This is a genomic window from Streptomyces sp. R818 (assembly GCF_056172735.1).
The window spans coordinates 65,475-80,018 of record NZ_JAOCNE010000016.1 but is presented as its reverse complement, the minus strand read 5'-3'; the positions used below and the strand labels follow the sequence as shown (position 1 = coordinate 80,018).

11 protein-coding genes are annotated in these 14,544 nt (G+C 74.7%); 8 read left to right on the top strand and 3 right to left on the bottom strand.

Annotation, left to right across the window (positions count from 1 at the left end; genetic code table 11):
* The first annotated feature begins 16 nt into the window (after positions 1–16).
* Entirely contained in the window at positions 17–1,087 is a 1,071-nt protein-coding gene (locus tag N5I75_RS38940) for a hypothetical protein (RefSeq protein WP_476685165.1), read from the top strand.
* A gap of 70 nt (positions 1,088–1,157) precedes the next feature.
* The gene (locus tag N5I75_RS38935; RefSeq protein WP_476685163.1) at positions 1,158–1,709 is read left to right on the top strand and encodes a CGNR zinc finger domain-containing protein; all 552 of its coding nucleotides are present in this window, start codon (positions 1,158–1,160) and stop codon (positions 1,707–1,709) included.
* 132 nt (positions 1,710–1,841) lie between these two features.
* Here the strand turns inward: N5I75_RS38935 and N5I75_RS38930 are convergent, their stop codons facing one another.
* Positions 1,842–2,330, bottom strand: a complete 489-nt coding sequence (locus tag N5I75_RS38930; RefSeq protein WP_476685510.1) for a TetR/AcrR family transcriptional regulator — start codon at positions 2,328–2,330, stop codon at positions 1,842–1,844.
* A 309-nt stretch (positions 2,331–2,639) separates the two neighbouring features.
* Here N5I75_RS38930 and N5I75_RS38925 point away from each other — a divergent pair, with 309 nt between their 5' ends.
* From N5I75_RS38925 to N5I75_RS38915, 3 genes are all read left to right on the top strand, one after another.
* Positions 2,640–3,476, top strand: coding sequence for a Bax inhibitor-1/YccA family protein (locus N5I75_RS38925; RefSeq protein ID WP_476685162.1), 837 nt, complete (start codon positions 2,640–2,642; stop codon positions 3,474–3,476).
* 14 nt (positions 3,477–3,490) lie between these two features.
* A complete protein-coding gene (locus tag N5I75_RS38920) occupies positions 3,491–3,670 on the top strand; it encodes a hypothetical protein (RefSeq protein WP_476685161.1) in 180 nt (59 codons plus the stop codon).
* Between the two features lie 154 nt (positions 3,671–3,824).
* On the top strand, positions 3,825–4,823 hold the full coding sequence (locus N5I75_RS38915; RefSeq protein WP_476685160.1) for an alpha/beta fold hydrolase: 999 nt from the start codon (positions 3,825–3,827) through the stop codon (positions 4,821–4,823).
* Positions 4,824–4,896: 73 nt separating this feature from the next.
* Here the strand turns inward: N5I75_RS38915 and N5I75_RS38910 are convergent, their stop codons facing one another.
* Positions 4,897–5,472, bottom strand: a complete 576-nt coding sequence (locus tag N5I75_RS38910) for a TetR/AcrR family transcriptional regulator (protein ID WP_476685159.1) — start codon at positions 5,470–5,472, stop codon at positions 4,897–4,899.
* A gap of 208 nt (positions 5,473–5,680) precedes the next feature.
* Between N5I75_RS38910 and N5I75_RS38905 the strand changes: the two genes are divergently transcribed.
* Together N5I75_RS38905 and N5I75_RS38900 are read left to right on the top strand one after the other, a co-directional pair.
* A complete protein-coding gene (locus N5I75_RS38905) occupies positions 5,681–6,145 on the top strand; it encodes a hypothetical protein (protein WP_476685158.1) in 465 nt (154 codons plus the stop codon).
* Positions 6,146–6,238: 93 nt separating this feature from the next.
* The gene (locus tag N5I75_RS38900) at positions 6,239–8,980 is read left to right on the top strand and encodes a helix-turn-helix transcriptional regulator (protein ID WP_476685157.1); all 2,742 of its coding nucleotides are present in this window, start codon (positions 6,239–6,241) and stop codon (positions 8,978–8,980) included.
* 37 nt (positions 8,981–9,017) lie between these two features.
* Here N5I75_RS38900 and N5I75_RS38895 read toward each other — a convergent pair whose 3' ends face one another.
* Positions 9,018–11,855 carry a LuxR C-terminal-related transcriptional regulator gene (locus tag N5I75_RS38895; protein ID WP_476685156.1) on the bottom strand — a complete coding sequence of 946 codons (2,838 nt, stop codon included), beginning with the start codon at positions 11,853–11,855 and terminating at the stop codon, positions 9,018–9,020.
* Positions 11,856–12,110: 255 nt separating this feature from the next.
* On the opposite strand from N5I75_RS38895, the gene N5I75_RS38890 reads away from it, so the two are divergent.
* A complete protein-coding gene (locus tag N5I75_RS38890) occupies positions 12,111–14,363 on the top strand; it encodes a tetratricopeptide repeat protein (protein ID WP_476685508.1) in 2,253 nt (750 codons plus the stop codon).
* The last annotated feature ends 181 nt before the right edge of the window (positions 14,364–14,544 follow it).

Genomic DNA, 14,544 nt, shown 5'->3' with positions numbered 1-14,544 from the left:
CATGGAGTCAGGAACTGTGAAACCGATCCTTGATCGCGCGGTACTGGCACTCCCCGCACTGGCGGCCGGCGCCCTGCTCGCGTCGGGTTGCGCGGCCCCGAAGGAGCCGGAAGCAGCCCCCGCGCCCCCGAACCCCTTCGCCCACACCCTGCGGGAGCTTCTCCCGCAGGGAGGCGGAGCGAGAAGTCAGGACGCCGGGAACCGGCAGGTCGACCCCTCGTCCTCGGCCTCCATGACCTTCACGAGGAACGGGTCCGAAGGGCTCGTGGAAGTAGCGGCGAGCCGCCTCCCCCTGCCCATCAGCCCGCAAGCGCTGAGCTGCCCGGACAGCGCCCTCCACCCGCGCAGTGTCTGCACGGCACAGAGCTATCGCGGGGCGCGACTGACCTCCGACGATTCACCGCTCGACGAGTCCCGTCCCACGGCCGCCCGACGGCTCACCACCGTTCTGACGTACCCGAACGGCCGTCAGCTCGCGATCTCGGTGTCGAACATCCCCGCCGTGCCACCCGCCCCGAAAGAGCGGAACTCCCCGCACGGGAGCGCTTCCCTGCCGCTCACGAGCCGGGAACTCGCCGAGATCGCCGGATCGCCCGCCTGGAAGCCGGTCCTGGCCACCCTGCCGCCGCCGCGACCCCGGCCCGCACCGGACATCGACCAGTCCATGCCGGCGGACCGCATCACACGTGTCATCGCCGCCGCCGTGCCCCGCGGTGTCCGGGTGGCCGACGGGAGCGGACAGCCCGGCTACGGCCATCTCACCGTCGACGACGGACACGGCAAGTGCCTCATAGCCGTCACAGTGCAACGCTGGAGACCGGCCGACCCGGCCATCGGCAAGGTCTTCCGCAAGGCCCGGAAACTCGCCGACGGCACGCTCCTCATGACCGGCACCGGTCCGGCCACGAACGGGGGCGAAGGCGCCGTCGAATGGCGGGCCGACTCCCTGCGCCCCGACGGCCTCCGCGTCCTGGCCACCGAAGTGAACGCCCGCGCCTACCAGCTCCCGGGAACGCGCCGCACACCCGTACTGAGCCCCGCCCGCCTCGCCGAGCTCGTACGCAGCGACGCATGGAGCGGAGCCTGAGGCGCGGCGTCGGACGAGGTCACCGTTCCAACGGGTTGCATTCCGGGTGCTCACCGTTCAGAATGGTTATGTGAATCATGCCTTTCCCTGCGGGACGCTCCCCCTGGACTTCGTCGGCACGCTGCGCGCGCGGCGCAACGACCTGCCGACGGAGAAGCTCGCCACCCCCGAGCTGCTCGACGACTGGTTCGTGGAGTCCGGGATGCTCGACCTGGCGCCCGGCGCGAGCGAGGTCGACCTCGCCCTCGCCGTGGACCTGCGCGAGTCGATCTACTCCCTGGTGACGGCGCGCATGGACGGCCGGGAGCTGCCCACCGACGCGGTCGCCGAGGTGAACCTGCAGGCGTCCGGCATGCCCGTGACGCTGCGGCTCGGCCGGGACGGCGCGACCCGTACCGGCTCGGTCGCGCAGGGGCTCGCGGCGCTCGCCCGCGAGACCGTCGAGATCATCGGCGGCGCGGACGGCGATCTGCTGCGCGAGTGCGCCCGCCCCGAGTGCACGCAGACCTACCTCGACCGCTCGCGCGGCCACCGGCGCGAATGGTGCGCCATGCGCACCTGCGGCAACCGGGTCAAGGCCGCCAGCTACCGCGCGCGCCAGCACAGCAGCACCCAGGGCTGACCCCGCCCTCCTCTTCCGGTCTTCCCGACGGGCCCGCAGGCCGCAGCGCCCGCAGGGCCCGTCAGCCGTTCCCCGCCCTCGCGGCCCCCGCGCCCCCGCGCCCCTGCGTGTCCCGCGCCGCCATCCGGCCTGTCAGGCCGGTCCGAGGCCCTTGAGGAGCGTGTCGACGACGAGGTCCGCCGCCTGCCCGTCGGTCAGCTCGGGCATGCGCCGCACCACGAGGTGCATCAGCTCGGCGAGCAGCGCCTGTGCCCATCCGTCCGGCAGCCCGGCGCGGAACGTCCCCTCGTCGACGGCGCGCTGCACGAACGCGTCGACCACCCGGACCGAGGCGTCCCGCCGCTCGCGGACCGCGTCGTCGGCGAGCATGCGGGTGAGATCGACCGGCCAGGTGCGGTTCACCGCGATGATGTTCTCCACGTAACGGTGCAGGGCCACCGCGACCGGGGCCTCCCGCAGGCGTGCGTCGGCGATGGCCCGCTCGATGGCTTCGAGCCGCGACACATAGATCGCGGCGAGCAACTCCTCGCGGGTGTCGAACCGCCGGTAGACGGTCCTGCGGTCGACGCCGGCCTCCGCGGCGATGCTCGCGATGCTCGCGCCCGGGTCGGCGGCGAGCATACGTGCGCCAGTGGTCAGGACAGCTTCGAGATTGCGTGCGGCGTCGGCCCTCATGGACGCCAGTCTAGGCGAATCTTGTGCAGGTACCCGCGTGATGTGGCACGCATGCGGGCGGATGGCCAGGCCAATCACCTCATACACGGGTCGTTTCTCGACGCGGGGGCCGACAGGCCGACAGATCGCATCGATCTCCGGGGGGAGTGGCTTGCGGGGCGATGCGTAACCTGTCAGAGTGGTTACTCGACCGACAGAGGTTGAGAAACATACGGCAGCGGTCGCGCGCCGTCGCGGCCCCTCGGAGGGAACGTCATGCGCAGTAGCAATCCGGTCTTCGCCCGATGGGGCCACGACGATGGCGACGGCCCCGCGGACCGCACGATCCAGCGACTCCAGCCCGTGCCAGTCGGCACGGCGGCCGAAGCGGACTCGGCCGGCCCCGTTCTCAGCAGCCCTTATGCCGCGACCGCCATGACCATCGACGACGTGGTCGTGCGCACCGCCGCCACGCTCGGCACCGTCGTGCTCACCGCCGCCCTCTCCTGGATCCTGCTCCCCGTCGACAGCGCCGGGATCGGACGGTCCTACGGCATCGCCGTCGTCGCCGCCCTCGTCGCGTTCGCCCTGTCCATGGCGCAGAGCTTCAAGCGCACACCCTCGCCGGCGCTGATCCTCGGCTACGCCGCCTTCGAAGGTGTCTTCCTCGGCACCGTTTCCAGCGCCACCTCGGCGTGGATCGCGCCCGGCGTCGTCGTCCAGGCGGTCCTTGGCACCATGGCGGTGTCCGCGGGTGTGCTGATCGCCTACAAGCGCCGCTGGATACGTGTCGACCGGCGCTTCCAGGGTTTCGTCCTCGCCGCGGCGACCGGATTCCTGCTGCTGCTCGTGGCGGACCTGCTGTTCTCCGCGTTCGGCGCGGGCAACGGCCTGGGGTTCCAGAGCGGCGCCCTCGGCATCGTGTTCGGCATCGTCGGCATCGCGCTCGGCGGCGCCTTCCTGGCCCTGGACTTCAAACAGGTCGAGGACGGCATCGCCTACGGCGCCCCGCGCAACGAGGCCTGGTTCGCGGCGTTCGGCCTCACCACCACCCTGGTCTGGATCTACCTCCAGGCGCTCCAGCTCCTCACGATCCTCCAGGGCGACAACTGACGAGGAGACACCTCATGACCCACCCCTTCCTCCCCGGTCGGCCGAGCAAGGACCAGCGGGCGCTGGAGGACCTGCTGTCCCGGGTGAACTGCAACGACCGGCGTGCGCCGGACAGGGAGGCCGCCGAGATCGAGGCGACCACCCAGCGCAACGAGTATCTGGCCGCGGCCACGTATCTCGGCCTCTTTCTGTGACCTCGCCGCCTGTAGGACACCGACGTGTCTTCTTCACCTCTCCCCTCCTTGACATGTGTGCAGGGAGGGGTGAGTCTTGTCACCAGTCAATACGGTGATGTCAATACGGCGGGTGTGCGACACATGTGTACCGCCGGTCGACGGGAGGAACGACGTGATCAGCAGACGCAGGGTGTCCCAGGCGATGGCGGCGGGAATGGCGTCCGGAGCGGCCGGAGTTCCAGGGGCGGGCCAGGCCGTCGCCGCTCAGGGGCTCGGCCCGCTGCGGCACGTGCGCACCGAGGTCCTGGACATCGCCTACCACGCCGTCGGCCCGGCCGACGGCGTGCCGGTCATCCTGCTGCACGGCTGGCCGTTCAGCCCGGTCGGCTCCTACGCGGAGGTGGCGCCGCCGCTCGCCGACCGCGGTTTCCGTTGCTACATCCCCTACCTGCGCGGACACGGCGAGACCCGGTTCCGCCACCGGGACACCTTCCGCTCCGGTCAGCAGGCCGCCATCGGCGCGGACCTGATCGAGTTCATGGACGCCCTCGGCATCCGGCGGGCCCTGTACGCCGGGTACGACTGGGGCGGGCGCGCCGCCAACGTGGCCGCGGCCCTGTGGCCCCACCGCTGCACGGGCCTGGTCTCCGTCAACGGCTACCTGATCCAGAACATCGCCCGCGCCCAGGAGCCCCTCGCGCCCTCCCTCGAACTGGGCTTCTGGTACTTCTTCTACTTCCTCACCGAGCGCGGGGCCAAAGGCCTGGAGCGCAACAGGGAGGACCTGGGCCGCGTCGTCTGGCAGCGCAACTCGCCCGAATGGCGGTTCACCGAGGCGGAGTTCGCGCAGACCGCGCAGTTGTGGACCAACCCCGACTACGTCGCGGTCACCCTGCACAGCTATGGCCACCGCCTCGCCGCCGCCCCGGGCGCACCCCGCTACGAGAAGCTCGAGCGGCGCCTGCTCGAACTGCCGACGATCTCCGCGCCCACCGTCACGCTCGACGGCAAGGCCGACGGCGTGACGCCCTGGACCGACGGCAGCTCCTACAAGCCGCACTACACCGGGCCCTTCGCCCACCACGTGGTCCCCGACGCGGGCCACAACCTGCCCCAGGAGCGTCCGGACGCCTTCGTCTCCGCGGTCCTCGAAGCCCACGCCCTGGGCTGAGCCCGGCCCGACCGGAGGTACCAGGACACCGGGGTGCCGGTACACCGGGGCGCCGGGGCGCCGACACAGGCCCTCAGTCCAGCGCCCGCAGCGCTCCGTCCACGGCGGACTCCAGAAAGGCGAGGTCCGCCCGCGCGTTGCCCATGACGTGCAGCCCCTGGATGAACGTGGTGAGGAAGCGGGCCAGCTCCACCGGCTCGTGCTCGCGCCGCAGTTCGCCCCGGGCCCGCGCCCGCTCCAGCGCGTCGACGAGCACCGACTCCACCGCCGCCATGGTCGCCCGCACCCGCTCGACCGTGGCCGGGTGGGTGGCACGCTCGGTCGCCGCGCTGACAAGGAGGCAGCCCCGCTCCGGGTCGGCGACATCGGCCGCGGCCAGGGTGAGCAGCAGGTCCCGCAGCGCGGCGCGCACATCGGTGGCGGCCGCCATCCGCTGCCCGAGCGTGTGCACCAGTTCCTCGCAGTAGTGGCCGAGGGCGCGGGCGTACAGGCCCTCCTTGGAGCCGAACGCCGCGTACAGACTGCCGCTGCCGATGTTCAGCCGGGCGGTGAGCTGGGGCATCGAGGTGGCGCCGTACCCCTGTCTCGCGAACAGGCGGGTGGCCCGTTCCACCGCCACGTCCGTGTTGAATGCGCGAGGGCGCGCCATGGGTGTGTTCCTTCCCGGGGTCGCATGTGTGTGGACTGTTCGCACGTGTGTGGACTGTGGCAGGCTCACGAGCAACAGGCATGAGTCGGTCGACTGCACGGGTCCGTCCGGGGGCAGTGACCGAGTACTTATGGGGGAGAGCCTGTCCGGCCGGGGCTCTGCGTCTAGCCTCGACAGCGTCGGTGGCACGAGCGGTCCGAGGACAAACATGCAGCTGCACATGAAGTATCTCCTTGAGCCGGCCAGTGCGCCCCGGCTCGCGGCCGACGTCGTCGCGGCCGCGTCCGACATCAGCGACGCGGAGCTGGACTACAGCCCCGGCAGCATCGGCCTGGTGGAGGAGATCGTCGACGGTTTCCGCAGCGACGGGGTGACCGGCGGTGAGGTGGCCGAGTCGCTCGTCTCCTTCGGCTGCTACGTCGGGGAGGTCCTGATCCGGCAGGGCGGGGGGAGTTGGTGTCACGTCCCCGCCGCGGACGGGGCCGTCCCGCTCGTCGTGGACGTGCCCGGGGCCGGCCGGTGCTCGCCCATCGACTGGGTGTTCCGCCGCCTCGAACACGGCCCCGCCGTCAGCATCAGCGCCCTGTACGCGCGGGCCGGACACGGCGAAAGGCCCGTACCGGGTCCCGATGACATCACCTGTGACAGCCTGAACGAGAAACCTGAATGTTAAAGTACCCCCCTCCGGACCCGGTCCGAACGGCCGACTGGCCGAGACCCACAAGGGGACGGTGACAATGTGCCGGGCCTCGCGGGGGAGTACGACATGGGTGCGCACACACGGACCGACGACCCCGCGCTGATCGGCCGCGCCCGCGAACGGGAGCTGGTGGCCGCACTCCTCACCGGCCCGCCCGGCGCCAGCCGCGTCCTGCACCTCGGCGGCGGCCCGGGGACGGGGAAGAGCGCCGTCCTGCGGTACGCCGCACACACTGCGGCCCGAGCAGGCATCCCCGTCCTGTCGATGTCCTGGGCCCCGGCCGAACGGGACCTGCCGCACGCCGCCCTGCACGGACTGCTCCGGCCCCTCCTGCCCCGCCTCGCCGAACTGCCGCCCCAGGAGCGGGCGCCACTGGAGTCCGCCTTCGGCGGGGACCACGCGGCGGTGACGCCCGAGGACCTCGCCCACGCCGCACTGCGCCTGCTGCGGACACCCCCGGAGCCAGGCCCCCTGGAGCCAGGCCCCCTCCTCGTCGTCGACGACCTCGACCGGCTCGACGCCGCGAGCCGCGCCGCCCTGCGCGCGCTGGCCCACCTGTGCGGCTCCACCCAGGTGCGCATGATCGTCGCCGAGCGGGCCACCGACGCCGACTGGCTGCCCGCGGACGCCCGCACCAGCCTCCTCGGGCCGCTCTCCGCCGACGAGGCCCGCGCACTCCTGCGGAGCCACGGGCGCACGGCGGCGCCCACGGAGGAGGAACTCGTCCTCGCCGTGGCCCGCGGCAACCCGCTCGCGCTCACCGAACTGGCGCCGAACGGCAGCGGCTTCGGCGAGGCGGCCGGCCTCGGCCTGCTCCCCGCCTCCCCCCGGCTGGCCGAGGCCTACGAGGAGGACCTGGAGGCGCTGTCGGCCCAGGGCGCCGGTGTGCTTCTCACCGCCGCGCTGAGCGTCTCCTCGGTCCTTGAGGAGATCCTCGACGCCGCCGCGCGCCTGCTGGGCAGCGAGCGGGATGCGCGGACCGGCCTGGACGAGGTCGTCGCGCGCGGCCTCGTCGTCGCGCGGGAGCGGCGCGCCCACTTCCCCCAGCCCCTGATCCGGGTGGCCGTCCTGCACCGGGAGCCGACCGCGCGCCGCATGGCCGCCCACCAGGCACTCGCAGACCGCGCCACGGACCCCGCGCACACGGCCTGGCACGCGGCCCAGCACGCGGCGGGCACCGACGAGGACCTCGCCCGGCGCCTGGAGCCGCTGGCCGCAGGACCGTTGCCGGGGACCGGGCTGCTGGTCGCCCTCGCGGCGCTCGAAGGGGCCGCGCGCCTCTCCCCGGACCCGTCGCGCCGGGCCGCGCGGCTGCTGCGCGCCGCCGAACTCGCCTGCCACCACGGCCTGGACGCCCAGGCCCGCCGCCACGCGCGCGGCATCGACCCCGCCGAACTCGGCGCGCTCGGCCGCGCCATGCTCCTGTGGCTGCACGACGTCCTGCCCGGCTCCTCGCCGACCGGCCCCGAGCGGATCGCCCAGCTCTGCTCGGCGGCCCGGTCGGTCGCCGCCACCCACCCCGTACTCGCGCAGAAGCTGCTGCACACCGCCGCGGGCCGGTGCTGGTGGCAGCAGACCCCCGAAGCCGACCGGGCGCTGGTCGTCCGCACCGTACGCGCACTACGGACCGCGCCGTGGAGCGCCCGCGACCTCGTCACCCTGGCCCTGACCGACCCGCTCTCGATCAGCCACGAACCGCTGCGGCCGGGCGCCTCGCTCGCCCCGGACGAGCGGCTCTTCCTCGGCCAGGCCGCCCATCTCACCGGCGACCTCGAACAGGCCGCGCGCCTCCTCGACGGCGCCGAGACGCTGGCGCGCGCGGGCCGCCGCACCGGACGGCTGCCGCAGATCCTGGAGGCCAGGGCGCTGGGCGAGATCTGGCTGGGCGGCGAATGGGAGACCGCGCGGGCGAGGGCGACGGAGGCGAGGGCGATCGCCGCCGAGCTCGGCCACGCGAACTACGCGGCCCGGGCGGTCGGCGCCCTCGGCGTCATCGAGGCGCTCCAGGGCCGGCACGACAAGGCCCTTGAGCGCGCCGCGGCGATCGAGGAGGCCTCCCGCCACCTCGGCCAGGGCCAGCACCTGAACCTCGCCACCCTCACCCGTGTGCTGACGGCCTCCGGCACGGGACGGTACGCCGAGGCGTACACACAGCTGCGCTCGTCGTTCACCGAACTGCTGACCCCGTACTCGTTCCAGCAGTTCTGGGGTCTCGCCTTCCTCGTCGAGGCCGCCCTGCCCGCGGGCGAGAGCGACGACGCCCGGGCCGTCGTCGCGGAGGTCGCGCGCCGCACCCGCCCGGGCCGGGCGCCCATGCTCCGGCGCGTCCTGGCCTACGCCGACGCGGCGCTCGCCCCCGACGACGAGGCCGAGGCCCGCTACCACGAGGCCATCGGCGACGACGCCGCCCGCTGGCCGCTGCTGCACGCGATGACCCACCTGAACTACGGGGTCCGGCTCAGGCGCCGCCGCCGCGTCGTCGAGTCCCGCGCCCCGCTCGCCACGGCCGAGGCGCTCTTCCTGGCGCTCGGCGCCACCTCCCGCGCCGGTCTCGCGGCCTCGGAGCTGCGGGCGGCCGGACGGCCGGACGCCGGGCACGCCGCGCCCGCCGGGGACACCGCGGCCCGCCTGCTCTCGCCCCAGCAGCTCACCATCGCGCGCCTCGCCGCCCGGGGCCTGACGAACCGCGCCATCGGCGAGCAACTCCACCTCTCCGCCCGCACGGTGGCCACGCACCTCTACCAGATCTTCCCCAAGCTCGACGTCACCTCCCGGGCCCAGCTCGCCGCGCGCAAGGACCTCCGGTGACGTACGGACGAGGCTCGCGCGCACCCGGCACACGGGCTCAGACAGGGGCCTGATCGTCGGCTTCGAGGACACCGGCCAGCTGCGCCCGCGCCGTCACACCCAGGCGCGGGAAGATCCGGTACAGATAGGCGCCGATCGTACGGGGGGAGAGCCCCAGCTCCGCGCCGATCTGCCGGTTGGACAGGCCGCGCGCGGCGAGCCGGGCGATCCGCAGCTCCTGCGAGCTGAGCACCTCGGCGGCGCCGGTGGCGCGGGGCGCGCCCGAGGTGACCGAGCCGGCCCGCTCGCCGGAGGCCCGCAGCTCCTCGGTGATCCGTGCGACGCGGGCGTCGGCGCCCGTCATGCCGAAGGCGGCCGCGGCCTGGCGCAGCGTGACGCGCGAGTCGGTGAACTCGTGCCACCGGCGCAGCCGCCGCCCGTGCGCGAGGCGCAACGACGCCTCCAGGAACGGACTCTGGGCCACGTTCATGGCCAGGGCCCGCTCGTACAGGGCCCCCGCGTCCCGGTCGTCCGCCAGGACGGCCTCGGCCACGGCGAGGGCCACCGCGACGAAGGGGGAGCGTTCAGGGCCCAACTCCCGCTCAAGGGAGCGCAGCCGGGCGCGGGCCGGCTCCGCCGCGTGCGCGGCCGCGGCCGCCTCCGCGAAGGGGACCAGGGCGAACAGGACCGCCGTGCAGCGCTCGGGGCGGGCGAGGAGCCGCGCGAGGGTGGCATGGCCGGAGGCGGCGTCGCCGCTCTCCACCTGCGCCCAGCCGGTGCCCACGGCGAGGATCTCCTCGATCGCGCTCACCGACCGCCGCGCGGCCTCGACGTCGTGCGCGTCGGCCGGTGCGGGGACGGTCCCGGTCCGCAGTCCGCGCGTGAGCCGTCCGAGCAGCTCCGCCGCCGTCGCCTCGCTCGTCAGCCCCCGTTCCCCGGCCTGCTCGCCGCAGCGCCGGAACGTGGCCTCGGCCTGCCCCCAGTCGCCCGTGACCAGATGGGCCAGGCCCTGCCGCAGCAGGACGAGGGGCAGCCGGTCGGGCAGGCCGTGGAAGCGGCAGCGGCGCTCCGCCTGCCGGTGCAGTTCGAGGGCGCGCAGCGGAGCGCCGCCGCGCAGGGCCGCCTCGCCGAGGCGTTCCAGATCGCGTACGGCAACGTTGTCGTGCCGGTCGGTTCCGGCGAGGCGCGCGAGGACGGTGGCGGACCGGCGGACCGGCGCCGCCGTGGCCATGGCGTGCAGCAGCCGCGGATCGTGCGACGTGCCCGGCGGCAGGGCGTCGAGATAGGTGAGGAGCGCGTCCGCGCGCGCCGGGTCGGCGGCGACGGCGGGCGCCGTCAGCTCGGCCAGTTCCAGGGCGCTCTCGATCTCGGCGGCGCCCGTCGGCAGGGGCCAGCCGCCGGGGTCCGTAATGAGGCGTGCTGCGGGATCGTCCCTCCGCGTCACCGTTCGCGCGTACAGGACGCCGAGCGGTCCCAGGGGGTGTGCCAGCGCCCTGCGGGCCAGGGACCGCGCCGTGCGCCCCCAGCCCGTGTCCCCGGCGAGCTGCGCCGCCCGCAGCAGGCAGCGCCCCCGGTCCCCGTCCGCGCCGTACAGGTCGGCGGCGCGCCGCAGCAGGCGCAGGGCAAGCGCCGGGTCGTCCTGCCGCAGGGCCGTGCGGTGGGCGTCCTCCACCCGGCGGGCGAGCTCCGCGTCGGCTCCCTCGGCCGCCTGCGAGAGGTGCCACAGCTGCCGGACGCAGCCCTCGGCCAGCTCGGCGGCGAGCGCCGCGTGTGCGGCGCGGCAGCGCCGGGGGCCGGTCCCGCGGACCACGGCGCCGGCCGTGGCGGGGTGGCCGAAGACCATGCGCATGCCGTCGAAGGCGACGAGGCCCTGGCGCTCCGCGGGCTCCATCGTGGCGAAGCCCGTCGCACGTTCCCCGAGCCGGGAGGCCGCCGCGAGCAGCAGCGGGAGGTCCGCCGCCGGATGCAGCGCCGCCACGAGCAGCAGGTCCCGGGTCGAGGCGGGCAGCCGGGCGGCCCCGGGGGCCAGGGTGGCCGCGAGCCGGTCGGACGACGCGGGCAGGTGGGGGACGCGCTCCCCGGTCCAGGTGGGCAGTTCGAGCAGCGCGAGGGGGTTGCCCGCCGCCGTCGCCATCAGGTCGTGCAGGGTGTGCGGGTCGTGGCCGGGGCGCCGCGTCGCGAGCAGCGCGGCGGACTCGGCCGGTGTCAGGGGGCGCAGCGGCAGCTCGCGGAGGCCGGTCAGGGACGTACGGCCGGGGTGCGGCCGTGCGGTCAGCAGCACGGCCAGGGGGTGTCCCGCGGTCCTGCGGGCGACGAAGGCGAGCACGTCCGCGCTGGCCGCGTCCAGCGCGTCCCAGTCGTCGACGGCGATGAGCAGCGGCCGCTCGGCGCCGGCCGACTCCAGCACACGGAGCACGGTGAAGGGCAGAGCGGCGCGGTCCTCGCGGGCATCCTCGGGGACCTCCTTGTGGACATCCTTGTGGGCAAGGACGCCGTCGACGAGCAACGCCCTCAGGGCGGACAGGTCGTCGCCGCCGCCCCGCGCGGTGCGCGCGTTCTCCAGGAGAGGCCGGAGGAGTTGCTGCAGACCGGAGAGGTCGTCCGGGGCGCCGTCCCGGCTGCCCGCGCAGCGCAGCACACGCATCCCCTCGGCGGAGGCCAGCCCGGCGCCCGCCGCCAGGAACTCCGACTTGCCCGCCCCGGCCTCCGCACACACGACGCGGGACCCGCCGTGCGCCGCCGCGTCCCGGACGAACGCCCGCAGCAGGCGCAGCTCGCCGCCGCGCCCGACGAGCCGCTCGCGCTCCACCGGGCGGCGCAGCACACCGCCGCCGACCCGGGACGCACGGCCGCCCCCGGGCACGGAGAAGGCGGAGACCTCGGTCCGGGTGTCCATCGGTGCCCCCTGGTGCGGGACGTCGAGCGGTCCCCTCCGATGCACGGGGCGCTCTCATGCCTGTGCCCATCCCACTGGACACCGGCCCGCCGCAACAGGCAGTTCCCATGCAGCTTGCCCCGGGGTGATCAAGCGGCTCACACCCCGGAGGAACCGTCGCCCGTAGCGGATCGCTTGATCCACAACTGCTACCTTTACGCGGTCGACGGCGGCGGCCCCCAGCGGACGGGCCCCGTACTTGCTTGCTGGGTGGGGATGGACAAGGGCACGTTCGGGCGGCTGCTGCGCGAGGAACGGCAGCGCTCGCTGCTGACGCTGGAGGGCCTCGCCGAGGCGTCGGGCGTGAGCGTCCGGGCCATCAGCGACATGGAGCGCGGGCAGAGCCTGCCGCGCCGGGCCACCCTGAACGAGCTGATGGACGCGCTCGAACTGGGCGAGGCCGAGCGGCGCCGCCTCGTGCGGACCGCCACGCGGCCCGCCCCCGACCGCACCGTCCCGCAGCAACTGCCGCCGGACCTCGCCGTGTTCCGCGGCCACGAGGCGGCCCGGGAAGCCGCCCGTGCGATCACCGACCGGGCCGGCGCGGAAGGCGCGCACACCGTCCTCGCCATCGGGGGCATGGCCGGGGTGGGCAAGACCGCCCTCGCCGTGCACGTCGCCCACCGCGTGGCGGACCGCTTCCCGGACGGCCGGCTGTATGTGAACCTGCGCGGCTTCGAACCCTCCGGACAGCCCCTGGACCCCGGGGAGGCGCTCGGCGGGTTCCTCCGGGCCCTCGGCGTGCCCAGCACCGACATCCCCGCCGGTCTCGAGGAGCGCGGCGCCCTGTTCCGCAGGCGGACCACGGGACGGCGGCTGATCACGGTCCTGGACAACGCGCGGGACTCCGCACAGGTGCGGCCGCTGCTGCCCGCCGCCGAAGGCTGCCTGACCCTCGTCACCTCCCGCGACCGCCTCCCCGGCCTGACCGCCGCGGACGGCGTCGCCCGGATCGGCCTCGACGTGTGGACACCCCGGGAGGCGTTGGCGGCCCTGGCGGCCCGGATCGGCGAGGAACGGTGCCGGGCCGAACCCCGGGCCGCCGCCGAACTGGTCGAGCTGTGCGGCTTCCTGCCCCTGGCCGTCGCCGTCGTCGGCGCCCAGCTCGGCGCCGAGCCGCGGCTGCCGCTGCGCCTGGCCGTACGCGAACTGCGGCAGACCCGGCCGCGCCTCGACGCCCTCGCCACCGGCGACCAGCGCGTCGACGTACGGGCCGTGTTCTCCTGGTCCTACCGCGCGCTCACCACCGCCACGGCCCGCTTCTTCCGCGCCGTGTGCGCGCATCCGGGACCCGCCCTGTCCGCCGAGGCCGCCGCCTCCATGGCCGGTGCCGGCATGGCCACCGCCCGCCGCCGCCTGCGGGAGCTGACCGCCGCCGGCCTGCTGTCCCGGGACGCCGAGGGCCGCTACGTCCTGCACGACCTGGTCCGCGCCTACGGCACCGAGCTGTCCGACCAGGAACACGACGACCGGCTCGCCCCCCGGGCACGCCTGCTCGACTACCTGCGCCACAACGCCCACCGCGCCAACGTCTTCGTCACGCACCTGGACCCCGGACCCGACATCCGGCCGGCCGAGGGGATCGTGGAGGTCGCGCTCGACGACCGCGAGGAGGCACTGGCCTGGTTCCGCCAGGAGGAGCCGGCCGTCGGCGCCGCGCTGCGGACCATGGAGACCGGGGACGAACCCGCGCTGCTGCGGCCCCTGGTGAACCTGACCCTGGAGTGGATCGGCTACAACATGGCCGCGGGCCGCTGGTCCGAGGAGCTGCCCCTCGCGCGCGCCGGCCTCGCCGCCGCCCTCGCGCTCGACGACCCGGTCGCCACCGCGCGGACCCGCTCGATCCTGACCCGCACCCTGCTGGAGACCGGCCAGGACGACGAGGCCGAGGCGGTGATCGGCGAGACGCTCGGGCAACTGGACCGGCTGCCGCCGCGGGACCGGGCCCGCGCCGAACGGGAGACCGGCTACTTCCGCATCCGCCAGGGCCGCTTCGCCGAGGCCCTGCACCATGCCCGCTCGACCCTGGCCATCAGCCGCGCGCTCGCCGACCGGGGCGGCATCGCCAGCGCCCTCAGCAACGTCGGTTGGGTCCTCGCCCAGCTCGGCGCCCACCAGGAGGCCATCGACGTGTGCGAGGAGGCGATCCCGCTGCTCCGCGCGGCCGGCGACCGCCGCTTCGAGGCGGGCGCCTGGCAGGGGATCGGCTGGGCCCGCAAGGGCCTCGGCGACCTGACGGCGGCGGTCACCGGCTTCGAGACCTCACGCGCCCTGTTCGCCGAACTCCACGACGACTACAGCCAGGCCGGGGTGCTCGACCATCTGGCGACGGTGCAACTGGAACTGGGCGACGTGGAACAGGCCCGCGCGAGCTGGGCGCGCGCCGCCGAGCTGCTGGGCGCCCTGCGGAGCGCGAGCGCGGCGAAGATCCACGCGAAGATGGCGACACTGCCTCCGCCTGCCGGCTGACCCGTGTCGGCGGGTGGTTGGGCCCCTGCCCGGCGGCTCTCCTGTGTCGGCGGGATGGTCGGGCCCTTGCCCGGCGGCTGGCCGAGGTCGGCGGGTCCCACCGGCTGGCCCATGTCGGCGGACGGTTCTTCCCCGCCCACCGGCCGGCCTGCGTCGGCGGACGGTTCTTCCCCGCCCACCG